A 25924-nucleotide genomic window follows, 5' to 3' on the forward strand; every position below is an offset into this window, starting at 1 on the left:
ATAAAAGCGCCTTATCCCAACGTTTACGTGGGGTAAGGCGTATTACTTAGTCAAAATTGGTACTTTTAAATGTGTATATTTTGTGTATAAAGTGTGAAGATTTTGTGAAGATGTTTGTTTGGTTAATTAAACAGCGGTTAATTATAATGGTTCGTGCAACCTTAACGATGATCACACTACTTAGCGACACTGGCCGAAGCTTTGGTTTCATCGCCAAGGTATAAGACTCGGGCTGGGTCTCCAAATTTACCGCCTTGAATTGATTCGAGAACAACTGAATACGTGATTGTTTTATCAGTAGGGTTCAAATCATCACCGAGTTCAACATACTTTGGAGAAAGAAGTGTATTCAATTTATTGGAATTCAAATAGTCGATAACCATTCCACTTGTGAAGCTATCTCCGGGTTTGCCGGTTAAACCACTCAAGTTTACATTGGTAGAATTATATTGATGTTCAGCAGCATTTTTGAAAGCCCTGTTAACAGCACTGATTGCATCTGTTCGATCAGTACCAGTCAAAGCATTAATTTGAGCAATTACGCTACCGTTCGCCTTGGGGTCTTGCTTCATGAATTCGGCAGGACTTAATTTAATTTCGGGGCCAATATCAGTTAACTTAAAGTCCGCTTGAGCAGTTGCATATTCCGAGGTAGTTCCAGTCAGCAATGTACCAGTCGCATCAAGCCCATCATAGATGGTAATCGGACTAACGGCAGAAGCAACTGGACTAACTTCAACATAAACTTGGCCGCCAAAGGAACCTTGAGTGATCTTCTGAATTTGTGCAGGGGTCAAAGTAGAATTAGCAAGCGCGAATCCTGTACCAGTAAGCTGACTGTTGATCGAGTCTTGAAGTTTACCTTGTTCATCAGCGCTCAGGCTACCAACAGTGGTTCCTCTAGTAGCACCGGTTCGCATCCAATCAAAGCTCTTAATGACAGTCCCGTCTGACTTAATTAAATTAATTCGAACAGCGTTGTCAGCGATACTTGAAACAGCGTTCACAGTAATATTAATAAAACTGCCAAAGGTTGCCTGTGCAATTTGCGTCATTTGTGCACTACTCAACGAATTCAATCCATAAAATGTACCGTTCAAAGCACTTTGAATCTTGCTTAAAATATCGCTTTGATCTGCCTGTGTGATGGACCAAACACCGTTGTTGTTTATTCCAAAAGTGGTCCCTTTTTGCGCATTTGCACGAGAATAATCGAAGGATTTAATGGTCTTACCAGAGGCATCCACTAAATTCACTCGAATAGCATTGTCGGCGACTTGATCAACTGCTTGGTTCTGAGTCAAACCGCTGAACAAAATCCAGCCTGCAGCTGATGAGCTGGCATTATTTGGATCATAGATATGAACCCACTGATCATTCTCGCGGGTTCGAGTCCCAACTTGGTCAATTTTGAAATTCGTGTTGGCATAAATCGTTGAATCAGTGATCGCACGGCCCACCTTGTATTGGGTCCATGACGGGGCCTTATAAGTCACTGATTTGCCATCATTCTGAGTGCCTGGTGTAGTAATCTTGTATGTGGCATTTTGTTGAGCAGCAGTTAAAGCCGACATCCCCTGGTTGTTGAAAGTTGAATACTTGGTCAAGCCACCACCAAACTTGCCGGTGCTTTTCCCACCATAAATCCAACCACGATGCTGACCATCAAAAGTCACAACCTTGTAGTACACAGAACCACGATTAGTGATCGCAACACGATAAGCGCGAACATTACTCTGAGAATTATTTGAAGCAGCAAGCTGAGCCAAAGTTCGTTTTGATGCAACAACACGTGCCCCCCTCAAAGTCCCCGCTTTGCTATAAAGAGATTTAGAACCTGTGAAATTCACATTTCGACTATTCCCAGGCAATGATAACTTATAATTTGTAGAAATCTTCGCATATGATTTTGCACTAGAATTCGATGCTGTATAGATCCCCCCGCCGACACTCAATCCTAAAACAATCATGCTTAAAAGCATTGATCTTTTCATCTTCAAATCCATAATATCCTCCTCAATTGAATAACGTTTAACCGATTCTTATTTTACTCTAATAAACATTGGTACACCACATTTATTTATAACGTTTCTTATATAGTCAGGTAATAAATTACCTATACAAAAATTAAAACTTTTCGCATGAAATTCATGCTAAACTGATAAATGTGCAATAGATCACAGCAATTATTTGAGGAGTGAATTTTATATGAAGAAGATCATCTATTGCTTCCTGTTGACTGTCATGATGGTTGGTGGCGTTACTTATACGCAGCCAACGACCACTTCCGCCTCGACGACTGTGTACGTCACTCGCACCGGGAAGCATTATTTTTATCACCGGCACAATCGGGGATTGAACCGGGCCAAACACGTGTATAAGGTAAAATTGTCGACTGCTCGGAAACGCGGCCTGACGCTTGCCAAGACCGACTATAATCCACATAAACGTAAGGTGACTCGCAAGCGGGCCAACCAAGCTAGGAAGAAAGCCAGGCGAACCAGTAACAAGCCAATTCGAGTCAATGGCAAGCAGATTGTGATCATTAATCACAATCGACCAAAGTTCTCCAAGAGCACCCTTTCTCGTCGTCATGGTGCTTGGCAAAAGTACGGTAACCTTGATTTCTTGAACCGAGCAACGACTGCTAACGCAATGCTGAACAAGCGATTAATGCCGACCGGCCAACGTGAGCCGCTGTATGTTGACCCAACCGGCTGGCATAACAAACGCATCAAAGGTGGCTGGTTGTATAATCGCTGTCACTTGATCGGCTATCAATTGACCGGGCAGAACAATAATCTAAAGAACCTGATTACCGGAACCCGATCACTGAACACCCCAAGCATGCTTAAGTATGAGAACCAAGTCGCCTATTACCTTCGTGGCAGCTACAAACACTATATCCGTTATCAGGTACGGCCAGTATTTAAAGGCCACGATTTGTTAGCCCGTGGCGTTCAAATGCAAGGTAAATCAATCGGCAGCAATCGTGTTCATTTTAATGTCTATATTAAGAACATCCAACCTGGCGTGAAGTTAAATTACAGGACTGGAACTAGTCGGGTTGGTTAATTGAATGTATGTATGAAAGCAGGGCATCCCGCGATTGGGATGCCCTGCTTTCATACAATTCATTTCTTCAACTCGTTGCACGGCTAACTTTTATCATTTGTCTTTTTAGGCTCATCAAAATTTCCATCAAAAAAAGTATCCTTAGAGTCGTCCCACTTTTCTGCTGCTTTAAGATATGGGATCAAGTCCTCAGGTGTGAGATCCTTTGCTGCCTGATCTACAAGTTTCATTAATTCTTCATGCTTCATTAAGTACTCAGCCAATGATATCACCTCTACGCACCGGGACAGGGCCAAAAAATAGTATACACTACTTCTTGATTTTGGTAGCTTGTTCTTCTACGTTATCCGCAATGTTGTCAAATTCATCTTGCTGGTTCTTTTGCCAATTCTCAGCGTCCTGTAAATATGGGATAAGATCATCTACAGTTAATTCTTGCGCCATTTCATGAATATCTTTTCTAATTTCTTCATCGCTTTTTAAATACTTCATTGTATGATTTGTTCTCCCAATTTTTGCACTATCCATTGCAATTATGATATCAAACCATAACCTTAAATTCAATTACCTTTCTTTTCAAGTAAAAAACAAGGCCACGACTTTGGCCTTGTTTCAATCAAAAAGATTTATTTGGTAAGTTGATCATATGTGTAATAAGCCTTCACAGGATTCCCGTAAGTTCCCTCGTCAGCTTTATATGATTGGAATGTGAACTGAGCCCAATCATTAGTATCTTTCGCTGGCGCTTGATCAAATTCACCACTTGGAGAAAATACTGGGATTTTTACGGATTTAAGAGTATTGAGAGCTGAGTGACTCACATAGTTAAGTGCAGTTTCATCAGTAAACTTACTTCCTGGATTTCCACTGAACTCATCAAAGTTAAGCCCTGTGGAAATAAACTGAGTTTTAGCTTGATTTACATATGCTTCACTAATTCCATCGTATGCTGCCTTCCGAGCTTCGTTATCTTTAATTCCACTCAGGAAGTTAGTCAGAAGATCTTTACCATTACTGTCTGCTAATTGTGCTGCAGTCACATTAAAGGTTCTATTTGTTGGTGTTGCAGCACCACTAGCAGTCGGATTTTCGACAAACTTGTCAGCACCTACACTATCTGGAATCGAATATCCATTTGGTGTTGTGCTGTATACTCCAGAAACACCTTTTAATGCCACAGCAGTTTTGTCATCTGCATCTTTCTGTTTTCCGTATGGTGTAATAGTACTAATTCCATTTGATACCGACACCACATTCAGATAAACCTGCCCACCATACTGCCCGCGAGCGATGGTATCAATCTGGCTATCTGTCAGCGTGTTGCCACCCGATAACTGGTAACCTGAGTTGGCTAATGCCGAATTCACCTGACTTTGGATGGTTGACTTGTCGCCGTCCGCCAAAGTCCAGTTGGTACTGCCGGTCACGGCCGTTCCAACGTTACTTCCCTTAACCGCGCCACCTTTGACAAAATCAATTGTCTTGAGTGATGTGCCGTCTGGTTTACGGAAATTAATCCGGAGTGCGTTGTCGGCAATGTTTGTCACCGCAGTTACCGCAATGTTCACTGAACTACCAAAATTAGTCTGAGCGATCTGTGCCATCTGAGCAGTCGTCAACGAATCAAGTGTGTAGCTGGTTCCATTCAACGCATCCCTAATTTGATTCTGGATACTGGTTCGATCAGACATACTGATAGTCCAATTGCCGTTATCGTTGTACCCAAAGTTGGTCCCCTTCTTGGCACCGTCACGAGTTACGGTGATCGTCTTAATCACCTTACTGCTGTCGCTTGGATCCACCAAATTAATTTGGATCGAGCTGTCAGCGATCGGTGCGTCGACTTGTTTCAAACCGCTGTATAGAATCCAGCCGTTTGCCGGCGAGTTGGCATCCGCGGTATTGGTTACATGAACCCACTGATCACCTTCACGGGTCCGAGTTCCAACTTGGTCAATCTTGAATTTAGCATTTGCGTAAGGCGTCGAGTCGGTAATCGCACGCCCAACCTTATATTGAGTCCAAGCCGGCTGTTTGTAGGTCACAGTCTTGCCATCATTAGCAGTTCCCGGACTGGAAATGCTGTAAGTCGCATTCTGCTGAGCATCAGTCAAGCTGGAAAGGTTGGTGTTTTTAAATGTGTCAAACGACGTTACCCCGCCGGCAAATGTTGACTGAACTTTCCCGCCGTAAATCCATCCCCGGTACGCGCCGTCATAGGTCACGACCTTATAGTAAACGGATCCGCGGTTAGTCGTCGCAACCCGGTATGCCCGGACGTTATTCTGCGAGCTCTTCGAATTAGCTAATTTCTTAACTGTTGTGATCGAAGCCACTTTTTTGGCACCTCGCAGCGTACCGGCCTTGGTATACAAGGCGTTGCCGCCAGTGAAATTAACATTTCGGCTGGTAGCTGCGCTGGTCATCTTATGATTCGATGTCACCCGCGCGTAACTCTTAGCATCGGCGGAATGGGCATTGACCGTTCCGGCAGCCGCTAAAAATCCAAGGGCAGCCAGTGATAGGAACATTGATTTCTTGAGATTAGATGTCATAAAGTAATCCTCCTTAACAATACATAACAGTGTCTTTCTCTTTGGGTACATTGTTAGTATATCTGAGGTATGATTGGGATCTCAATTTTAAAGTCTGGAAAATTGGAAATTAATTATGATGGTGATAAGTATAAAAATAAAGGATCCCTTTATAAGGAATCCTTTATTACGAGAACATAGTATCAGCAGTTAGTTAGTAGTAAGGGGTGTATCAGTGTAGTTGTAATATACATTTACGTTACTACCATAATTACCACTGTTTGCAAAATTGAATACATAATTGCCTTGATGCCAACTGATGTTACCATTTGTATCAAACTTAGGATAAATAGGTGACTTCATTGACTTCATAGCTGCATTACCCGTAATTTGGTTGGCAATTGCAGTGGCAGGGAATGAGGTTCCATTTGTTCCTGGACCATAATCCCAGTCTTGGGCCTTATCGAAGATATATTGTGACAAAGCTGAGTTTGCGAACAAGGCATTTACAGCTGCTACCTTGGTACTGTCACCGTATTGAGTCTTGAACCAGGTTTGAAATTTCGTAAGTTTATCTGAATTCTTAGAAATTGCCAAGATATCATTTGCCGACAAATTAGTAACCGTTGATGCATCGGTAGCTGTTGTTGGAACATTGGTCAATACAGCATTTGTATCATAACCATTATTTGTAGCGTCTGAATTAAAGGCCTTCAAAACATTTGAAACTCCATTAATCGTTACGTTAGGAACAATGGTAGAAGTCTCATTGTTGGTAGGTACAACACTAATATAAACCTGTGTCCCAAACGTACCACGGGCAATCACATCCTGCTGGTTAGCAGTCAACGTATTGCCACTAGCTTGCAGCTGGTAACCAGTGCCATTCAAAGCAGTGGTAATTTGATTTTGAACATCAGTCAAGTCACCGGAAGCCAAAGTCCAGAGTGAACTGCCTGAAACAGATGATCCGGCAGCATTACCCTTGACCGCACCAGACTTAGCCCAGTCCATGGTCTTCAGTGAAGTGCCATCGCTCTTAACAAAGTTAATTCTCAAAGCATTGTCAGCGATGTTAGTTACTGTATTAACTGGCAAATTGATTGAACTGCCAAATGTTGCTTGACCAATTTGTGCCATTTGGGCAGTAGATAAGTTGTCAAGCCCATAAGTGGTGCCGCTCAATGCGCCTTGAATTTGATTCAAGATGCTTGCACGGTCAGAATTTGAAATTGACCATGTACCATTACTATTTGTACCGAAGTTGGTACCCTTTTGAGCACCATTTCTGGTAATCGTAATGGTCTTAACAACTTTAGTGTTGTTGGATGGGTCAACCAAATTAATTTGGATGGCGTTGTCAGCAACGGGTGCTGCGACTTGTTTCAAACCGCTGTAAAGAATCCAGCCGGTAACAGGTGAGTTGACGTTGGATGGGTCATATACGTGAACCCATTGGTCGCCTTCACGAGTACGAGTTCCGACTTGGTCGATCTTCAAAGCAGTGTTGGCATAAGGGGTTGAATCAGTAATTGCCCGGCCAACCTTGTATTGTGTCCATGCAGGCTGCTTGTAGGTAACGGTCTTGTTATCATTGGCAGTGCCTGGGCTGGCAATGTTATAAGTTGAATTCTGCATATCAGATGTCAAAGTACCAGTCTTGAAGGTATCGTATTGAGATACACCTCCGCCAAATGATGCCTGGCTCTTACCACCATAAATCCAGCCACGGTAGGCGCCATCATAAGTTACAACCTTATAATAAACGGAACCCCGGTTAGTAGTGGCAACTCGGTATGCACGAGCGTTATTACGTGAATTGCTTGAGTTGGCGAGCTTTCGTACAGTTGTCGTTGAAGCAACCTTACGAGCGCCTCGTAGTGTTCCTGCCTTGGTATAAATGGCATTTCCACCATTGAAGGTCACATTTCTACTTGTCGGATCAGTCGTCATCTTTTGATTAGATGTCACACGAGCATAGGTCTTGGCGTTGGCAGTCTGTGCATTAACAGCACCGGCAGCTGCGACAAAGCCTAAAGCAGCTAATGACACGAACAAAGTTTTCCTTAAATTGTTGGTCATTTTAATAATCCTCCTTTGCAAAACATAACAAATATCTTTAATATCACTACATCTTCATTATATATTAGGTATACTTTTTGTTCAATTGTTTCGACTCATGTTATGGAAGCGGGTTCAAAATAAGGCCTAAAAAAGAAGCTTCCTCAAACTGAGAAAACTTCTTCCAGAGTATTACACAACAAGACACTCATATACTATAGACTTTTTAAGGTTAACAAATATGATATTACTTACTCAATTATTGGTATGAGTAATATGCATTAGCAGGTTTACCAAAAGTCCCTGGTATCAAATCTCCATTCGATACTTTGTAGGTAATCGTGCTATCTGTCGATTTAGTTGTTCCATCCTGATTGAATACCGGGTAGGTAGGTGACGTTAAGGTTGTCATATTATTATCACTCAAGTATTTCATAACATCACTAGCTGAGAATGAAGCGCCAGATACTCCTTTAAATCCGTTAAAATTCAAATTTGCGAGTGAATATTCATTTTGAGCTTCAGCCTTAAACGCATCGTTAACTGCCTGAAGGGCCGTATCTTTGTCAACGTAATTTGCGAGGACTTTAGCTACAACAGTCTTATCTTTAATAGCATCCGTTGCATTAGTTGTTACTGTAATATAGCCACCTTGCGGGGTCTTTTCACTTAAACTAACAGTCCCAACAATCACTGAAGAACTCGTCCCTGTTAATTGATGAGTACTCAGTAAATTGATCCCTTGGAACGCATAAGGTGTAATCGGGCTTACAGTAGTAGCTGGTACAGGCACAACACTAATATAAACTTGTCCACCAAATGTACCACGCGCAATCTGATCAATTTGAGCGGTGGTCAGTGCATTTGTAGTGGTATCAAGCTGGAATCCAGAACCACTCAATGCAGAAACAAGTTGTGATTGAATGTTGGCTTGATCAGTTGAATTCAATGCCCAGTTAGTATTACCACTTGGCAAGTATCCAACATTGGCACCTTTAGTAGCTCCAGACTTAACCCAGTCGCTGTACTTAAGAATCGTGCTATCAGGTTTTACAAAGTTAATTCGTACCGCATTATCCGCAATATTCGTAATCTTGTTAACAGCAATATTAGTTGAACTACCAAAGTTAGTCTGAGCAATCTGAGCAATCTGTGCAGTGCTCAAATTATCCAATCCATAACTCGTACCATTCAAGGCGCCACGAATTTGGTTCAAGATGCTTGAACGATCTGAACTTGAGATAGTCCAGTTATTACCATCAAGATAACCAAAGTTGGTACCCTTAGTAGCGCCGTTACGAGTAACCGTAATTGATTTAACAACGTTGTTATTGTTGCTTGGATCTACCAAATTAATTTGAATGGCGTTGTCAGCGATTGGTGCTTGAGCTTGAGTCAAACCACTCATCAAGATCCAGCCGTTAGGTGCTGTTGTTGCAGCGTTTGTGGCCGTGATGTGAACCCATTGATCGTTTTCACGAGTTCGAGTTCCCACTTGGTCAATCTTGAATGTCGTGTTGGCATATGGTGTTGAGTCGGTAATTGCTCGGCCAACCTTATATTGTGTCCATGCAGGCTGCTGATAAGTAACGGTCTTAAAATCATTTGCAGTACCTGGATTGGCAATCTTGTAAGTAGCATTTTGTTGGGCAGTGGTCAAAGTCGACAAGTTCTGGTTATTAAATGTGGTGTATTGAGTTACCCCACCACCAAAGCTTGATAAGCTCTTACCGCCATAAATCCAGCCACGATACTGACCATCGAAGGTAACGACTTTGAAGTAAACCGATCCCCTGTTGGTGGTTGCGACTTGATAAGCCCGGACGTTGCTGGTTGAAACGTTTGAGTTTGCCAACCCCATCAATGTACTTTGACTCGCAACTTTTCGAGCACCTTTCAATGTGCCGGCCTTAGTGTACAAGGCATGAGTCCCAGTAAAATTAACATTTCTGTTCTGTGCCAAAGTTGACATCTTTTGATTTGATGTCACGTGTGCATATGTTTTAGCACTCGCATTTTGAGCATTTGTTGTTCCCGCAACTGCAATGAAGCCCAGTGCAGCGATGGACAGGAATAATGATCGTTTAAGATCAAATTTCATATCTAACCCCTCCTCAGAAATATGTAACATAATACCTTTCCTTTACCTAACCCATTATATATGACTAATTGAGGGGGTACAATAAAATAACCTTGGAAATTAAAAAAACGTTTCCAGGGTTATTATATTGCTACTTATAAAATTCGATTGATCGCCCATTCAAGGGTTGTAATTTTCGGTCATCTTTGCCGAAATGTTTCCTAAACCACTCAACCTGATCGTCGCTGACCGTGAAATCAGGATTGCTAACCAGCAGCCATTCGACACCCTCGGTCAATGGTGGTGTCGTCAATGATCCCAGGTAGTGGAACCCGACTGGATACCATGGCGCCCAGTCTTTGATGTTCAAATCGACTGGTTCCGTCTCACCTTTTTCATAGTTATCGATAATCTTTTGAAATGGTGCATTAGGTGTTTCACCGTGCTCCACCAATAGTGCCACGACACACAATTGACCAATCACGTTTTTGTGAACCATGTGAATTTCCAATGGGCAACGTCGTCCATTAATCACGTGTTCCGATGGTGAATGGAAATGCGCCTGCTGGAATTCAAAGTTGCGACCGAAGATTTCTGCCGACCCCGATCCAGTTAAGCGAATGGTGGTGCCATCATCGATTTCTTGTTTTAATCGGTAGTCCTCTAAAACATGGTAATTCAACTGACCACGTTTGGCGGACAACTTACTCGTATCAATTTTAATTGGTGACTGCAGTTCCCCGAAACCGTTAGGCCACTTGTCCTGCTGATTGTAATCAAGCATATACGTTCCTCCCCCGTTAGCGCTTCAGACTTTATTTTACACTTTTTGGGCAAAATAAAGAAGCCACCCCTGAGAGGATGGCTTCCTTTTATTTGAAATATGTTTCAAAGAGCAACAACCTGCATGTAAGCCAACTTACATTCCGGTTATTAACCGCTCTTTTCCACACTCTGATTAATCGTAAAATGAGTAGAACACATTAACCGGTGACCCAATCGTCCCATTCGATGCTGAACTTGCAGAGTAGTTAATCGTGTTCCAGACAACTTGGATATTGTTGCCATTGGCACCACTTGCAGGAACGATGAATTGCGGATACTTAGGTGATTGCAAGGTCATCAAGCTTGGATTACTACGTACATAGCTCATCAGCTGATCGCTGGTAAATGTCGAGCCGTTCGCTGCACTGCCATTGGTGAAGTTCAAGCCAGATGGTGCAACGTATTGCCCTTCAGCGGCGGTCTTGAACATGGTGTTCAAACAAGTCAGGTATGCTGGCCCAAAATTATCTTTATCATTATTGTAAGCCGTGGTCATTTCACTCAAAATGGTCTGCTGCTGTGCTTGGGTAAAATTATTGAAATCAGATGCAGACAGGTAACCTGTTTGATTGCCGGTCGTATTTGGATTGGTATCAATAAAGTTACCACCGGCATTCACAACGCCATTATTCACACCAGTCAGTGCGTGTGTGCCCAAGTTGTTAGTAGCGCTGGCATTCGTGTTGGTTGCATATGGTGTGATGGTGCTAAATGCGGTGTTGGTCGTGGTACTGACAACCGGAATGTTGACGTTGCCGGTTCCAAATTGAGCAGCAGCCAAGGCAGCCCGCTCAACCGTGGTCAAGGTGCTGGAATCCAGTTTGTAACCACTGTTAGCCAAGCCGGAATTGATTTGGCTAAGAATGTCATTGGCTTGAGCATCCGTCAAAGTCCAAAGACCGGAAGTCGTTGAATATTGACCTAAAGTCGTGCCTTTGACAGCGTTAGTAACAGCGTAATCAACGGTTTTAACGGTCTTGCCATTTGGATCATTCAAATTAATCCGAATCGCGTTGTCGGCTTGCTGAGTCTGAACAGGAGTTAAGTCACTCAAACGAATCCAGCCATTGGCAGCGGTGTTAGCAGGTTGTAATGATGTAATGTGAACCCAAACATCATCACTGCCTTCACGGGTTCTGAAGCCACTTTGGTCAATCTTAAAGGTTGCGTTGGCGTAAGGTGTTGAATCAGTGATCGCCTGGCCAATCTTATACTGGGTATATTGTGGTGCGTCCCAGGTTACTGAATCAGTGCCGGTTCCTGGCGTGGTAATCTTGTAAGTCGTCAATTGTGGGTTAACGCCACTCATGACGGTTGGTGAAAATGTCGTGTAAGGTGCAATTCCACCAGCAAAGCTGCTTTGTGATTTACCACCATAGATCCAACCACGGAAGTTCTGGTCAAATGAAACAACCTTGTAGTATACCGAACCTCGGTTAGTTGTTGCGACACGGTAAACCCGGAAGTTCGCAGTCGATACTTTGGCATTTGCCAAATTAGTGACAGTTGATTTGGAAGCAACTACTCGAGCTCCTCGTAAGGTGCCAGCCTTATTATATAAAGCATTGGTCCCAGTCATGGTGACATTTCGAGTCGTTGGATCAGAGTTCAAAACTGAATTAAATGTGACTTTAGCGTAAGTCTTAGCGCTGGCAGTCTGGCTGGTCGCAACCCCCGCTGCGGATACCAAGCCTAATGCTGCTATTGAGATAAATAATGACTTTTTAAGATTCATTTGCATATTTGATCCCCTCCTAATACATATCTTTACTACACCTATATTGTAACGCTTCCAAAATTGGGTTGTGTGGAAATGAGCTTTTGGATTAATTATGGCTTTAACTCCGGATCCTCAGCCATGTCCTTTTGATAATCATAATTCTGCCACTCAGATTGCTCAAAAATGTTTTGATGAACGGGTGTGTATGAAATCTTCCCGTCGTCACTCGATGAAACCTCAAAACGAGTTCCAACAACTGCTTTCAATTCCACAGGTACTGGCAACACCAACTCACCATCAATCTTCTGTACTTCAACTATCGCCATCCGATCACCTCCATCGAAATTTAACAAAAATCCCCGCCCCAGCCAAAGCTGAAACGAGGATTCAAAATTCAATGTTCAAATATTATTGAGTAATAGTGCCGGTTGCAGTTAAGCCATCAAGCTTAATCCAGCCGTTAACAACAGTATATTCTGGTGTTGTTGAAACGATGTATACCCAAGTGTCGCCTTCTTGAGTTCGAGTTCCGATACGGTCAAGACGGAATCTTGCCATACCGTAGTTCGAAGTGTTATCAATTTGGCGATCGTCATGGTTCAATTTGTATTCTGTGTACATTGGATCCATGTAGGTTGCGCTGCGACCATCATTGGCAATACCAGGATTGGTAATGCGGTATTCAGTGGTCTTTTGAGTTGGGGTCAAAGTACCTTCAGTAAAGGTTTGAGTTGGTCGGATACCACCGCCAAAGGTTGAAGTGCTACGGCCACCGTAAACCCAGCCACGATATTGGCCGTCAAATGAAACAACCTTGTAGTAAACGGAACCCTTGCTGGTAACACCGTAACGGTATGCACGCAAGTTATTCTTTGATTGATGTTCACCAATGAGGTCCTTGATGGTTGCTTTAGTAGCAACAACACGAGCACCCTTCAAAGTGCCCATCTTGTTGTACATAGCATTGCTGCCAGTGAAGACAACGTTTCTGTCATATGGGTTAGTCTTTAAAACACGGTTAACCTTAGTTGTTGGATATGACTTCTTCTTGGCATTAGCAGTTGTAGTCCCCGCTGCAGCAAACAAACCAAGAGCTGCGATAGATACAAATACAGTAATGAACGAATATACGAAAAAGGCCGACAACAGGAATATTTCCCATTGTCGGCCTCTTCATCGGTAACCGTAGCTAATTACCGCTATGCAATTGTGTTAATTATTCTCCGCGAGTATCGAACAACTTATCGATTTCAGTCTTACGATATTGAGCGGCGATTGGTGTGGCGTATGGATCGATGCCGTCACGGTCGAACATCTTTAATTTAGAGATGTCTTCCATGGCTTTGGTAACAGCGTCGGCATTCAAGTCCCCGTTGGCATAGTTGATTGACAGAGTCTTGAGCTTCTCGTCTGAAGTTTTGAAAATCAATTCTAATTTACGCATATGTGTTTCCTCCTATTAGTTAGTTAAGATTACGCTTTTGGTGCTGCTGGAGCAGCTGGTGCTGGCTGTGCTTTTGGTGCGTCACTGAGTTCAACATGGTCAGTTGAAGATACTGATGCGTCAGTGATGTTGCCGTCGATCAGGCTTTCAAGGACCTTGGCGAATGAAGCAACTTTTTCGGCGGTTACATTTTCAGTAACGTACGCAAAAGAATGCTTAACACCCTTCTTGTGATCCTCATTAACCAACGTATAGGTAACATTTGATTTCATCCAATCTTTTTGCATATTCTTTCTCCCTTTTTCTGATTAGTTTGTAAGTCGTTGGCGCCAACCCTTACATATGTTACTAACAAAATGAACCCCCAAAAGTGTTACCTTTTTTTAGAACTTTTTTTGAAGTTTCGCAATAACCTTGTTACGCCAGGCATGAACCGACTTTCGGCTCACGTTACACTCCTTGGCAATCTCCGAAATATTCATTCCATAATCATATGCCAGAACTAAATATCTGATTTCTTTCGCGTTCAGATACTGCATTAATTCTTTAGAAAGAATGTGCGTGTCGTAATAGCCCACTGAGTTTTGATTGTCAGGAAGTTCCGCCAGCGGATCCACATTGTCATCAGGAACTTCAATATGCTCAGTAATCGTAATTTGTTTGTGCAGATAATTAATCAAATCCCAATAGACACCACGATAGATAAATGCCAGATATGATTCTGGTTCCTTCTTCAGATTAATTGCCCGGATGTATTTTTCTACAAAGGATAACATCCCCTCTTGGACCATATCCTCATAATAGGTGTTGGTCTTGGAGATGTGCAGCTTCTTGAGGACACCATACACCACCAGCTCATGGTCGCCGTCTAATAGGAAGTTGAATGCGTCTTGGTACAATTTGATTTGCTTGTCGTCTTGTTTCATTATGAATCCACCTTTAATTTTGTTGGGTGATCCATTGGCCAATGTCACAAGAAGATAGTATATATAGTAGGAAGCGTGCGAACAACGCGGGAGATTTATTTTGTTTATGGGGTGTAAAGGCTGATGTGGTGCGTTTATTGCGCGTTCCCCTCGGCTGACTTTTTAGGAAAATGCAGCGATTTGGTGAATCTTTCGTATAATATGTATTTAACGAGGTGATTGGATGAAAATGGCGACGGAACAAGAAGCATTGGATTTGCTGGGACAAGTTGGCATTACATATCGGCGAGTCGACCACCCTGCCATTTGGACAATGGATGATCCGAATGCGCCCAAGGGACTGGCTGAGGTGAAGAATCTTTTGCTGAAGGATAAGAAAAGTGACCAGTTCTATCTGTACTTGGTGGATGACCACCGGGTGGATTTTAAGTCGCTGACCGATCAATTGGGGCTGGCGCACAGCCGGTTGACCTTCGCCAGTGAAGAGGAGTTGGAATCATTGCTTGGCGTTGTGTCGGGCATGGTCACCCCACTAGCGTTGATGCACGATACCGACGACCAGGTGAAGGTGCTGATTAACAAGTCACTCCAAAGCATGCCGGAAATCTCGGCGCACCCGAATGTGAATACGGCGACGATCTTGATGTCGTATGCGGATTTGGTGAAGGTGTTGGCGGCGATGGGGAAGGTGCCGGTTGTGATTGAATAGTAAAAGGCTGATGAACAGTTCCTCGTGTGAGGGGCGTTCATCAGCCTTTTTGGTTTGCCTTGCTATTCTTTTTAAATCTCATCCGGATACTCATAATGCAGCCCCGGCACGCCCAATGTATTGAGCATGTCGACCTTGAGATAGTCCAAGATATTTTCCGGAATCTCAGGTGCAACCAAGACAGCGACGTTTCTGGATGCTACCACGCCTTTGACCAAATTACGGTCGTTGCCGTCCACTTGGAAGTGGGCTTCATCGATTGGTTCATATTTGTAACCCAGGCCACTTTGGATTCCTTCCGTCAGAATGTCTTCAATGGCCGTGTCTGGGTAGTCTTGATGATGCTGAACAATGCCGATAATCTGACCGTGTCCCCAATCGAAGATCGAGAAGTTGCCGTCAGGATCACTGACCATTCGCGTTAATGCAGGTACGATGTCGCTTAAGTTCTTGCGACTGACTTTTTTGATTTGTTCGTTATTTTCATTTGCCATATTCTCATCCCATGTTTGTATAAATTTAGTACTCTCATAGTAAATGCTACAACAATTTGAATGCGCTAACAAGCAGAGTATATCCATATTAGCGCGGCATGAACGAACTCAATTTTCTCTAAGCTAAACTGTTTCACCATAATAAAAGGGATCCAGCCACAATCGACTGCATCCCCATTTCTACATATTCACTTAATTTGCGTCAAGTGCGACCTGTTCGACGACACCTTCACTCTTCAAATAGTCAACGATGCCAGCCATGGCTTCCTGCTCATCTTCGCCGTTAGCCTGAATTTCAACGTAGCTATCCTGGGGAATTCCCAACGACATGACGCCCATGATTGATTTAAGATTAACCGTCTTACCATTATACGTGAGCGTGACGTCCGATGCGTAATTTTGGGCTGCCATAACCAATCGAGTTGCCGGCCGTGACATGATTCCCGTCTCTGCTAATACCTTGAATCTACTCATTTCCATTTCACTTCGCCTCTTAGATTGATTGACTTTGATTCTTAAACTAATATATTAATGGATATTGTAAGCGTTTTCTAACGAACAATCAACACGTTCAGCCACTATTTGGTGAGTTTGATGAGAAAATATAACGGCTTTGTGAAATTTTGTAAACCAACAGCTCCATTCTTAGTTTTGATCAATATTTTAGTTAGTCTTGTCAACCAACCTCACGAATTCTTTAGGCTTTCCATACCAAATCTTTAACACTATTTCAGCCTGCAATCTTCCGTCAACGGATCACAAATTTCCTGTAATCGTCCTGCAAAGTTGATCAGTTATCCTGCTGGTACCAAATAAAAAACGAGGTGTTCTTTTGAGATTTACTAAAACAATTTTGAGTTTCGCCGTCGCCGGTGCCATCATGGGTGGCGCGGTTACGTCAGCGAGTGCTGATACTTATACCAACGCAGGACAGGGAACTTACAACAGCGGGTACAGCCAGAATTATAATGGCGGCTATACCGGGCAGAGCAACACCACCAACAACACGGTGACGACCAACACGACCTCATCGACTGCCGACCAAGTAGTTGATTTGGCCAAACAATTGGCAACCCAAAACATCCCTTACGTATGGGGTGGCGAGTCATTGAGCGGAATGGACTGCTCCGGCCTGACCGATTATGTTTATCAGAAGGCAGCCGGCATCAGCCTGGGCCACTACACAGTTACGCAAGAGAGTCATGTGACTAAGAAGGCTGTTTCGGCAGCTCAACCTGGCGACTTGCTGTTCTGGGGTAATGAAGGCGCATCGTACCACGTTGCCATCTATATTGGGAATAACCAGTATGTAGCAGCACCACAACCGGGTCAAAACGTTGAAATTGAGACAATTAATTCGGCGTTTATGCCTAGTTTTGCGGGTCAAGTAACTGGTTAGAGTGCGCACCAAGCCGGTTAGCTTTGGAGCATTAATGTAATAACCAGTTTTGATGCGGGTCATGCATCGAAGCTGGTTATTGGATTAAGCGGACAAAGTTGGCTTGCGTAGCACGTTTCAGCAAAATAACAGCAAAAAATAGAGGTGTCCTCCCCGATCAAATATTTCGGGAAAGGACACCTCTTTAATTTGCGTTCATTTTAGAGCATTGGGGCACCTTTACCATCCAAGGCGACTGCTTTCCAATTGTCCCAAGTAATCTGCTTGTATGCCGCATCCCAGAAGTACCACTCCAGCAGGCAGCTCTTCAAAAACGTTTGCTTGGCCTGTTCCTGTTCGCGTGGTGTGGCGGATTCAGCTTCGTGATCAATGATTCCGAAGAATTTTTGGATATAGCCATTTGGCCCCTCGAAGTCACCGCCACCGATGTTCAGGAAGTCCTTAAACGGCTCATCCTGGACGCGGGTCTGCTTGCGCATGAACTTACCAAGCTCAATGTACATCCACTCTCCTGCGGCAAATGACGGCAGAATTTGCAGAACACTGTGGGTTTGGATCGTGGCCGCCATGTGCTGACGATACATTTGGTTGATCGGCTGGATCGGCGTTTGCTTGAGAGTTTCCCAATCGTGAGGCATCGATTCCGGCTCGCGGGCTAACCAATCTCGCAGCATGGTGAGCTGCAGGTCCTGACGTTTGTGGAATAACAACGCCTGTTCTGTGTTGGTGCTGTAATTAATCAAGGCGTTAATGACGGCGACCTCGTTATACTCAAAGGCAATGTCTTGTTCGTCGTAGTAGTGCAGCTGTTCCGGCGTTAATTTACCATTGATGATTCCCTGGACAAACGGATGCTTCTCGTTGGCGATCAGGTACGGTTGGGCTTCAAACAAGATATCTTGTGACAGTGACATGGTGGTTCCTCCTTGTGTGGCGGTAGTGCTTGGGTAAAAAAATAACAGCTGACTGCAATTTGCAGGTTAGCTGTAATCTAGTGGAAACGTGCTTCGACGAACCAGATGCTAACTTCTAAGAATGCTTGGATTAAAGTCCCAAGACTAGGGACTTCAATCCAAGCACCCTTAGAAACAGCATCTACCAGTTCTTGTCGCACTCTGATTCTTCCTTCGACAGTGCTAACTGTATCAGGTTCAATGGGTATTTCTCAGCCTTTCGGCACCCCAGACCACGGTTTATTTGGTTGTACAAGTTAATTATATCTAGGCAACACACCACATACAAGAGGAATATTAAAGTGTTTGATGAATATTGTCTAACACCATGTCCAACAGATCAGGTGTGATGGACTCATGAAATCTGAATGGGCGAGCTCGGTAATCAAAGCAGCTTAATTGCTCAACGAATATTGTCCCCTCCGTTGTGGTTCGATCATCCAAAGAAACATGTAAAGGATGATAATATTGCCCATGCGAGACTGGAACACACCAGATAAATGGTGACGTGGCTGATAATTGTTGCTTGCTGACAACTAAAGCAGGATGCCAGCCCTGTTCTTCATGTCCACGAGAAGGATTAAAGTTAATATCAATGATGTCACCTTGCTTGGGCATATATGCCGGGTTCTGAGTTTCTACCACAATTTACCAAATCTCCTTCCCAGTCGGCCGCTTCTGTGACCAATCTTTTAAATCTTCAGGCTGCTTATATGTTTCCGGTGTCCCAGTGTAGTTCGCATACTTTTCTGCTAACGTCGGTTTGTCCTCAGGTTCAAGTGCCAAGATATCACGTCCATTGTGATGCACCGTTATCACTCTAATTTTTGTGCCTTCAGTCAAATTGCCAGCAGCTAGTGCTTTCTTGCTCAAAAATGCACCGTGCCCATTTCCCCACTTAGTAATCTTTGTTTCGCTGATTTCATTAACCATTAGGGAGCACCTCTCTTCATTATTTCCTTCAGTTTAACCAAATGTTTAAACATGGTCAACTAAAGCATCTCAACTTGGATCATGATCACCTCCTCAGACAGGACCCACATTAAATTAAATACGAAAGTTTTGCTCGTTTTTTTGAAATTCATGACGAACATCGGCCAACAGAACATCCATCTAACTTTGCCAAAGGGCTACGTATTGAATTATAATAAAGTACTAATAGGTGTTGGGGGGATCAGCATGGTCGAATACACATTGTTAACACTAATTGCGATTGGGTGCTTCGGGATGACGATGTATTGCATCAGCCTGCTGAGCGGCAATCAAGAATCCACAGACGATCAGAAGCCAGATGAGCCACATCTCTACGAAGGCAAAACGCCCCAGTATGATGTTGAAGTTGAACCCGGAACCTACCATTACGACCCGGTGACGGGCAAGACCGATGTCCCAATTGATGAGTTTGACCTGTACATGCTGTATACGATTGATAATCTCCCACGTGGGCAGAAGTTGAAATTGAACCCAACCGATCAGGCGCTGACTGACAAGCTGAAAAGTCCCGCCGGACATTGGGATCAATTTCCTCCGGCAGTCCAACACTTACCAATGGTTTGGACAATTGGTGGGCATGGGTTGGTGCTGTTGAGAATTAAATAAATTTAACGTATATAGGACTCGGAGTTGTTTAGCTTCGGGTCCTTTTCTATATATCGATTTTGAGAGTGTTTAGCCACCACTCCCCAATCTTCAAAAAGTCCAATTCCACATGTTTTCCAACGTATTGAATTATAATGAAGTACTAATGGTGGTTAGGGGGATTCGGATGGTTGTTGAATACTTCTTGATAATCGGCATCGCTTGCAGTGGCCTGGTGACCATGTGTATTAGTGTGCTCTGGGCCGACCGGAATGCACCGAAGCCACTGCCCCCGGAACCTCGTTTGTATGAAGGAAAATTGCCCAAATTCGATGTCGAAGTCGAACCTGGAACTTACCAGTATGATCCGCAAACCGGCGAGACCAACATCCCGGTCAATGAGTTCGATTTGTGGATGCTTTATACAATTGACAACCTGCCGAGAGAACGACAGGTGCTGTTAAATGACGTAGACCTGAACTTGACTCAGCAACTCAAGAATCCTGAAGGTGACTGGTCGCAATTTCCACTGGCAGTTCAGGAAATGCCGATGATTTGGACGATTGCTGATCATGGCATGGTGCTGTTGCGAATTAGATGAACACATGAAAAAGGACTCGAAGCGATTTGGCTTCGCGTCCTTTATTTTGATTAGATTAGTAGTTTCCCTGAATCACAAGTTTCTTGTTAGCAGATACGTATTGCCCGTTGGTTAACTGATATCTGGTAGTCAAATTATGCTTCACGAGCTTCTTCACATGCAGACGGGTGCCCTTTTTGTAGTGATGGGCTTTGCCAGTTAGGCTAGCAGTCTTGTATGAGTTGACGCCCTTTTTAGCGATGACCGTGATCTTTTTGTTCTTTGGCATCGTTTGGTAATAGACGTTTAGAACATAATTCTTGTTGGCTGTGATGTAGCCAGTCTTGCCATAATGCTTGGACTGTTTGTTCACATCACGAACCTTGTAGCGGAGTGCCCCACCATTGGACTTGGCGTACCCCGTCACGACAAACATTGGTCGGTTGACACGGGTGCGCTTGGTGTACTTGGCAATCCGATCAGACTTGCTAAAGGTTGGATCGCTGTACATGTAAATCGCTTTGGTTGAGTAAACAGCCGTCCCTTTAACCGCAGCATAATTTGGTAGACCAGTTGTACCGTCTGCCTTGTTTGGTGTGGTTGGATTCCAGTTTGGATTGGTGCTTGGCGTTGTGTTGCCATTCGTATTTGTGTTGGTATTGGATGAGCTTCCGCCGCCATGGTTATTCGATGGTGTTACTGGAAGTGGAACTGGTGTGACTTTGTATAGACGTAATTGGATACTTCCAGTTCCCCCTGTATCCAAACCACCATTACCACCACCAGAAAAGTTAGGGGTTACACCATTGAATTGGTAATAGTATGAAGTGGCGGTCTTATTTGTCGACGCATCAGGTGCAAAGTCATACCCGAGTGCCTTTAAGGCTTGTTCCAAGGGATATCCATTAGACGCTTTTAAGGATCCTATTTTGGTTAAATCCAAGTAAAAAAATGATCCGGTAAAGCCTACATGATCTAATGTACTGAAAAGCTTAGTTTGAACATCCCCTTGAACAGGTCCATCTCCGTCGTTCAGATTCTCCCAGAAGATCTCTCCATTTGCACCGATTTGAGGCATTAGATCTTGGACATTTTTGGGAAGAGGTGTGAAACTGCCATCTTTATTTTCCACGGTTGCAAGATACTTTCCACCACTCAAACTGTCTTGTTGGGCAATTCTTGCTTTAGTCCGCAATTCTACTCCATGGTCGTCTGGTGCATATGAATAGTCAGTCAACGTTGCCCAGTTGTGGCTATACAGATATTTATCAAGTGCAGCTTTATCTGTAAGATTCAGCCTTAATGGAATTTTGATGCTCCAAGAATTTCCAGGATGCAGGGTACCTCTTACACGGAACCTATCCATCGTTGACCAGTCTGCGTCAGCGGGGACCGTTTCCGACGCGGGATGTGATCCAGGTAAAAAATATTCCTTTCCAGCAATGTATGTTGTAAGCACCATTTCGCTCTGGCTGTCAGCTTCAGGGGCAATGGACGACTGCCCCCGACTATTATCATAAATTAAGGGTGCGTCTGAACTGTCTTTCAAAGGCAATCCAACAATTTCATTAACCTTTTTATCTTCCTTTGTGTTGTTCGTAATCGTAAAATTCATTGTCAGATTTTTGTAATGGTCTGCATTAATAATGGTCTTACGATAAGTACTGTTATCTCCGATAAGTGCATAATTTGAATCTTCAAGATTACCGCTATCATCCGTTGCTTGAAAATACAGTGAATGTTCAAACCCATTTGGAGTTTGTGGTGTCTGCATTGATTGTCCGCTCACGGTATTCGTGTACATCGCCCCGGTAAAAGTAGTATTAACGGTCGAACTCACACTAGTTTGAGTTGTTTCTGCCAAAGCAGTTGCTTGCTGACCAATAACCGGCGCACTTAATACTAAGCCCGCCAAAACTGCAGCACTAAAAGACAATTGCTTCAGCAACATTTTATGTTTAATATTCAATTTGATCCCTCCAAAAAAGCCCCATACATAACATTTAATGATCTTATTATAATGTGGATGACATTCCATGTCTACTTATATGATTATCGAAGCGTTAACTTTTTTGTAATGTAAATACCAATACCTGTAATAATAAAAAGCATGGCAAGTATGCCTACTCACCATGCTTCATAATCCTATTCACTTAATAATTCCCCTGAATCACAAGCTGCTTATTTCCAGTCACATAATCACCATTAGTCAATTGATAACGAGTGGTCAAATTGTGCTTAACAAGCCTCTTGACATGTAGATGAGTGCCCTTCTTGTAGTGGGTCGCCTTGCCATTCAAGCTTGCTGTCCTGTATGCATTAACACCCTTCTTGGCAATGACGGTGATCTTCTTGTTCTTCGGCATCGTCTGATAATAAGCATTTAAAACATAACGCTTGTTAGATGTGATGTAGCCAGTCTTGCCATAATACTTGGAGTGTTTATTCACGTCACGAACCTCATATCGAAGTGCTCCGCCGTTGGACTTGGCGTAACCCGTTACGACAAACATCGGTCGGTTGATCCGCGTGCGCTTAGGATATTTAGCAATTCGGTCACTCTTATCAAAGTTTGGTGAACTGTACATATAAATTGGCTTAACGGCATAGACAGCATCGCCCTTAACCTCAGCGTAGTTTGGCAAACCGGTTTTGCCATCGGCAGGCTTAGGTGTCGTTGGATTCCATGAATTGTTATTTGGTTGTGGTGCCGGAGTTGGGGCTGGACTTGGTGTAACTGGTGTTGGTGGAATTGGGACCACGTGAATCACCAATGTCGCATTCTGCTTGCTAGCCAAGTCGTAATTGATTGGCGAGTAGCTTACCAGCTGATATCCGGCCGGCAAGACTGGCTTGTACTGACCCTTCTGGCCCAAGAAGCCAGTGATGGTGTCCCGTTTGACGATGGAACCGTTGTTGTCATTGACGTACTCGATGGGCATGGTGGCCTGTTGGTAGTCGTAGATGATGGTGAAAGTTTGAGGAACACCCGTACTTGCGACGCGATCCATATCAACGGCGACGTCCGGTTGAAATGCCACACCGTTTTTATACCATTCGATGTACTTAGCAAGGCCCTCATTCATAGTCGTGAAAGTCGTATCAAGTTGTTGCTCTAAGGTTGCTTTATCTATTGAGTCTGACACAGGGTCATGTCCAGTAATGACTAAATATGAATCCAATTCATCATTGGCTGAGTTGACGGTAAATTTGGTTGATACATAAAATGGCGATAACTTGGGATTGTATTGCACATCGACTTCCCTCAACGTATCAGCCACCGGGTATCCAGGTACCGTGGCATCAATATTTTTAGCATCCGTCTTATATGTAAGTGTTTGAGCAGCTTTTAAAGTGTTGCCTTTTGTATCGACAACCTTGACAACCGCCTCGGCACCGGTAGGGTCAACAACCGGCTCGTCAGCCCGCGCATTCGTCCCTCCGACAAATAACGTGAGCATCACAGCCCCCATCGTTAACAGCATCCAATTAAAACAATTCATCCGCTTCATCATTTTCACGGCCTCCCAACAGCCATCACAATTTTCCTCAACTCCATTGTACAATTTAGGCATATTTTATCAAAGTGGATGGTTATGGCAAAAAATAAAATCTGGCCACAAAAAAAGCATGACGAATAATACTATTCATCATGCTTGTCATCATTATTAACTAACCCATTTAATCGATTCTTTGCCGACAGCCAGAACAAAATTGACTGCACGGCATCGTACTGCATCAAAGTTGCCTGACTGGCGGATTTTAATTCCAAACTGGTCGGATCGGAAAGCTCCTTGCCTGCTTTGGCTGCCTGTTCGTTGAACATGATCACAAAATTATTGTAGCCAACTTTGGGTGAACCAGATCCCAGCAAGGCCATCAGACCGGCCTTCACTTCATTCAATGAGAAGATGTTTTTCAACAGGCCGACAACAATAGCGCCGGCGAGCTGAGTCCGTTGGTATTTTTTCTTGACCGGCGGGACCAAAATCTTCGCCTTGAAGTAATTATGCAGCATTGTTTTCGTAATTTTATCGCCGATAATCGGTTCCAAGTACCCATTCGTCAGGTCCAGCAACTGATCCAGGTGCAGTGAGAACGTTGGCAGCTCTTCCCACATCGGTAATTTAATTTGAAGCTCGGTAGTCGTCTTTGGCATCGAACCGCTCCCTCTTTTATTCGCCTTCGCCAACCTGCACGCCCACCCCGACAAGACCGGGACCAGTGTGAACCCCTAACGCTGGTGAAATGCTTCCTCTATAGATTTTAAGTTGTGGGAAGGTTGAGTGCAAGCGATCGTAGACTTTTTCTTGAAGCGGCACGTCGGCACCGTTGGCCACTCCGACACGGACGCTCTTGTGGCTGGAAATCAATTTCTCAACCAAGGCAACCATTTTGGAAATGGCTTTCTGCTCGGAACGAGCTTTGGCGACTGGAAAGTAAATGCCATCCGAATCAGTCGCAATTACCGGTTTGATGTTCAGAACCGAGCCAATCAGTCCAGCCACTCGACCGATCCGACCGCCAGCCCGCAGGTATTTCAAGCTGGGAATGTAGAAAAAGGTCCGGCTATTCTTGACGGATTGTTTGAGGAAGGTCATCGTCTCATCAAAGGTTTGGCCGCAGTCGATCATCTCTTCGGCGTACACGGCAAACAGACCGCTGCCAATTCCAATATTCTTGGTGTTGATGACGTCCATTTTGATGTCGGTGGTTTCTCTAGCCACGTTGGTGAAGATGCCAAACGTGGTTGAAAGCCGAGCTGAAACCGTGATGCCGATGATGTGATCAAAACCGCGTTTTCTCAGCTTGTCGACACTCGCCTCCACACTTCCTTGAGTTGGAGCGGCAGTCTTCGGAAATTGATCCTCCTGGCCAAGCCGGGCATAGAATTCTTCTGGAGTAATATCGACATTATCGCGATATTCTTTACCGGTCATAGTCACCAGCATCGGGGCAACTTCGATATTATCGTATTTTTGTAACAGTTCTGCGGGTACATCAGAACCGGAATCAGCTAGAATAGCAATCTTTTCAGGCATGTAGGGGTCTCCTTTTATTCGGTACGTAGTTTTCAATACTATTTATGTAGTATTGTATACCTCATGTGTAGGTTGTCAATGCCATAACAAAAAGGAACGACCGTGGGAGCCGTTCCTTACGGACATCATTCAATTATTTATGCCAACCGTATTTCTCAAATGTCGCAACCATCTCATCCTCTGTCAAAGTATTGCCAGTTTCAAAATCCTTAAATCCAGTTTCAATAATTGCACCAATCCGAGCATTCTCTACTTCCTCTGAGTTCATAAAACATTTCTCTTTCTGCTGATGACTAATCATGCCAGCCATACTTGCCAAATTTTTGCTCCATCTCTTCTTCTGTTAAGAGCTTTCCTTCTTCAACATCTTTAAATGCTGCCTCAATGATTTCACGATCATGTTGCAATTTTTAAATTGGTTTGTTCGTCCATGCTTTGATCCTCCAACATATAATAAAGAACTTGATTATAATCCGCATCTCATATTTTAACCCATTTTGGATA

Annotated in this window: 29 protein-coding genes and 1 riboswitch; of the genes, 5 read left to right on the top strand and 24 right to left on the bottom strand. The window is 43.7% G+C overall.

Features of this window, described 5'->3' with window-relative positions; translation table 11 throughout:
• Window positions 1-176: 176 nt before the first annotated feature.
• A complete protein-coding gene (locus FD05_RS11800) occupies window positions 177-2006 on the bottom strand; it encodes a hypothetical protein (RefSeq protein WP_039932666.1) in 1830 nt (609 codons plus the stop codon).
• 202 nt (window positions 2007-2208) lie between these two features.
• Here FD05_RS11800 and FD05_RS04210 point away from each other — a divergent pair, with 202 nt between their 5' ends.
• Complete coding sequence (locus tag FD05_RS04210; RefSeq protein ID WP_020280868.1) at window positions 2209-3075, top strand: DNA/RNA non-specific endonuclease; 867 nt, start codon at window positions 2209-2211, stop codon at window positions 3073-3075.
• Window positions 3076-3158: 83 nt separating this feature from the next.
• Here the strand turns inward: FD05_RS04210 and FD05_RS04215 are convergent, their stop codons facing one another.
• The 12 genes from FD05_RS04215 to FD05_RS04270 all read right to left on the bottom strand — a co-directional run bounded on the left by FD05_RS04215 (window position 3159) and on the right by FD05_RS04270 (window position 14665).
• A complete protein-coding gene (locus FD05_RS04215; protein ID WP_039932665.1) occupies window positions 3159-3338 on the bottom strand; it encodes a hypothetical protein in 180 nt (59 codons plus the stop codon).
• A 46-nt stretch (window positions 3339-3384) separates the two neighbouring features.
• Complete coding sequence (locus FD05_RS04220) at window positions 3385-3567, bottom strand: YtxH domain-containing protein (protein WP_020280866.1); 183 nt, start codon at window positions 3565-3567, stop codon at window positions 3385-3387.
• A 134-nt stretch (window positions 3568-3701) separates the two neighbouring features.
• Entirely contained in the window at window positions 3702-5630 is a 1929-nt protein-coding gene (locus tag FD05_RS04225; RefSeq protein WP_020280865.1) for a hypothetical protein, read from the bottom strand.
• A gap of 189 nt (window positions 5631-5819) precedes the next feature.
• Window positions 5820-7691 carry a hypothetical protein gene (locus FD05_RS04230; RefSeq protein WP_020280864.1) on the bottom strand — a complete coding sequence of 624 codons (1872 nt, stop codon included), beginning with the start codon at window positions 7689-7691 and terminating at the stop codon, window positions 5820-5822.
• 238 nt (window positions 7692-7929) lie between these two features.
• Complete coding sequence (locus tag FD05_RS04235; RefSeq protein ID WP_020280863.1) at window positions 7930-9771, bottom strand: hypothetical protein; 1842 nt, start codon at window positions 9769-9771, stop codon at window positions 7930-7932.
• A 130-nt stretch (window positions 9772-9901) separates the two neighbouring features.
• The gene (locus FD05_RS04240; RefSeq protein WP_020280862.1) at window positions 9902-10534 is read right to left on the bottom strand and encodes a carbonic anhydrase family protein; all 633 of its coding nucleotides are present in this window, start codon (window positions 10532-10534) and stop codon (window positions 9902-9904) included.
• Window positions 10535-10708: 174 nt separating this feature from the next.
• Entirely contained in the window at window positions 10709-12316 is a 1608-nt protein-coding gene (locus tag FD05_RS04245; RefSeq protein ID WP_020280861.1) for a hypothetical protein, read from the bottom strand.
• Window positions 12317-12405: 89 nt separating this feature from the next.
• Window positions 12406-12621: a hypothetical protein gene (locus tag FD05_RS04250; RefSeq protein ID WP_020280860.1), complete on the bottom strand. Its 216-nt coding sequence runs from the start codon at window positions 12619-12621 to the stop codon at window positions 12406-12408.
• A gap of 82 nt (window positions 12622-12703) precedes the next feature.
• Entirely contained in the window at window positions 12704-13441 is a 738-nt protein-coding gene (locus tag FD05_RS04255) for a hypothetical protein (protein ID WP_223602630.1), read from the bottom strand.
• 70 nt (window positions 13442-13511) lie between these two features.
• Window positions 13512-13739 (bottom strand): DUF2922 domain-containing protein, encoded by a 228-nt coding sequence (locus FD05_RS04260; protein WP_020280858.1) that lies wholly within the window; start codon window positions 13737-13739, stop codon window positions 13512-13514.
• Between the two features lie 29 nt (window positions 13740-13768).
• Window positions 13769-14026: a DUF1659 domain-containing protein gene (locus FD05_RS04265; protein ID WP_020280857.1), complete on the bottom strand. Its 258-nt coding sequence runs from the start codon at window positions 14024-14026 to the stop codon at window positions 13769-13771.
• 96 nt (window positions 14027-14122) lie between these two features.
• Window positions 14123-14665, bottom strand: coding sequence for an RNA polymerase sigma factor (locus tag FD05_RS04270; RefSeq protein WP_020280856.1), 543 nt, complete (start codon window positions 14663-14665; stop codon window positions 14123-14125).
• Window positions 14666-14888: 223 nt separating this feature from the next.
• Between FD05_RS04270 and FD05_RS04275 the strand changes: the two genes are divergently transcribed.
• A complete protein-coding gene (locus FD05_RS04275; protein WP_020280855.1) occupies window positions 14889-15374 on the top strand; it encodes a YbaK/EbsC family protein in 486 nt (161 codons plus the stop codon).
• A 71-nt stretch (window positions 15375-15445) separates the two neighbouring features.
• Here the strand turns inward: FD05_RS04275 and FD05_RS04280 are convergent, their stop codons facing one another.
• Both FD05_RS04280 and FD05_RS04285 read right to left on the bottom strand, forming a co-directional pair.
• Window positions 15446-15868: a hypothetical protein gene (locus tag FD05_RS04280; protein ID WP_020280854.1), complete on the bottom strand. Its 423-nt coding sequence runs from the start codon at window positions 15866-15868 to the stop codon at window positions 15446-15448.
• Between the two features lie 192 nt (window positions 15869-16060).
• A complete protein-coding gene (locus FD05_RS04285) occupies window positions 16061-16348 on the bottom strand; it encodes a phosphocarrier protein HPr (RefSeq protein WP_020280853.1) in 288 nt (95 codons plus the stop codon).
• A gap of 352 nt (window positions 16349-16700) precedes the next feature.
• On the opposite strand from FD05_RS04285, the gene FD05_RS04290 reads away from it, so the two are divergent.
• The gene (locus FD05_RS04290; RefSeq protein ID WP_020280852.1) at window positions 16701-17267 is read left to right on the top strand and encodes a C40 family peptidase; all 567 of its coding nucleotides are present in this window, start codon (window positions 16701-16703) and stop codon (window positions 17265-17267) included.
• A 200-nt stretch (window positions 17268-17467) separates the two neighbouring features.
• On the opposite strand, the gene FD05_RS04295 is transcribed toward FD05_RS04290, so the two are convergent.
• From FD05_RS04295 to FD05_RS04305, 4 genes are all read right to left on the bottom strand, one after another.
• Entirely contained in the window at window positions 17468-18181 is a 714-nt protein-coding gene (locus FD05_RS04295) for a TenA family protein (protein ID WP_020280851.1), read from the bottom strand.
• 77 nt (window positions 18182-18258) lie between these two features.
• Window positions 18259-18381, bottom strand: a complete 123-nt coding sequence (locus FD05_RS11905) for a hypothetical protein (RefSeq protein ID WP_020280850.1) — start codon at window positions 18379-18381, stop codon at window positions 18259-18261.
• Window positions 18373-18461: riboswitch (TPP riboswitch) on the bottom strand. (Overlaps the previous gene by 9 nt.)
• Window positions 18462-18517: 56 nt before the next feature.
• Window positions 18518-18865 (bottom strand): type II toxin-antitoxin system PemK/MazF family toxin, encoded by a 348-nt coding sequence (locus FD05_RS04300; RefSeq protein ID WP_020280849.1) that lies wholly within the window; start codon window positions 18863-18865, stop codon window positions 18518-18520.
• A 3-nt stretch (window positions 18866-18868) separates the two neighbouring features.
• Window positions 18869-19153 carry an AbrB/MazE/SpoVT family DNA-binding domain-containing protein gene (locus FD05_RS04305; RefSeq protein ID WP_020280848.1) on the bottom strand — a complete coding sequence of 95 codons (285 nt, stop codon included), beginning with the start codon at window positions 19151-19153 and terminating at the stop codon, window positions 18869-18871.
• Between the two features lie 246 nt (window positions 19154-19399).
• Between FD05_RS04305 and FD05_RS04310 the strand changes: the two genes are divergently transcribed.
• Window positions 19400-19819, top strand: coding sequence for a hypothetical protein (locus FD05_RS04310; protein WP_039932663.1), 420 nt, complete (start codon window positions 19400-19402; stop codon window positions 19817-19819).
• Between the two features lie 166 nt (window positions 19820-19985).
• Window positions 19986-20399 (top strand): hypothetical protein, encoded by a 414-nt coding sequence (locus FD05_RS04315; RefSeq protein ID WP_039932661.1) that lies wholly within the window; start codon window positions 19986-19988, stop codon window positions 20397-20399.
• A 55-nt stretch (window positions 20400-20454) separates the two neighbouring features.
• Here FD05_RS04315 and FD05_RS11830 read toward each other — a convergent pair whose 3' ends face one another.
• From FD05_RS11830 to FD05_RS11490, 5 genes are all read right to left on the bottom strand, one after another.
• Window positions 20455-22347 carry a DUF5776 domain-containing protein gene (locus tag FD05_RS11830; protein WP_235714308.1) on the bottom strand — a complete coding sequence of 631 codons (1893 nt, stop codon included), beginning with the start codon at window positions 22345-22347 and terminating at the stop codon, window positions 20455-20457.
• Between the two features lie 184 nt (window positions 22348-22531).
• Window positions 22532-23893, bottom strand: coding sequence for a DUF5776 domain-containing protein (locus FD05_RS11940; protein ID WP_020280844.1), 1362 nt, complete (start codon window positions 23891-23893; stop codon window positions 22532-22534).
• A 128-nt stretch (window positions 23894-24021) separates the two neighbouring features.
• Entirely contained in the window at window positions 24022-24537 is a 516-nt protein-coding gene (locus tag FD05_RS04330; protein WP_020280843.1) for a DUF1836 domain-containing protein, read from the bottom strand.
• A 16-nt stretch (window positions 24538-24553) separates the two neighbouring features.
• Window positions 24554-25420 carry a DegV family protein gene (locus tag FD05_RS04335; RefSeq protein ID WP_020280842.1) on the bottom strand — a complete coding sequence of 289 codons (867 nt, stop codon included), beginning with the start codon at window positions 25418-25420 and terminating at the stop codon, window positions 24554-24556.
• Window positions 25421-25553: 133 nt separating this feature from the next.
• The gene (locus FD05_RS11490; protein ID WP_156401567.1) at window positions 25554-25739 is read right to left on the bottom strand and encodes a hypothetical protein; all 186 of its coding nucleotides are present in this window, start codon (window positions 25737-25739) and stop codon (window positions 25554-25556) included.
• Window positions 25740-25924: the final 185 nt, after the last annotated feature.

The sequence above is a fragment of the Lentilactobacillus otakiensis DSM 19908 = JCM 15040 genome (genome assembly GCF_001434145.1).
In the GTDB taxonomy this organism is placed as follows: domain Bacteria; phylum Bacillota; class Bacilli; order Lactobacillales; family Lactobacillaceae; genus Lentilactobacillus; species Lentilactobacillus otakiensis.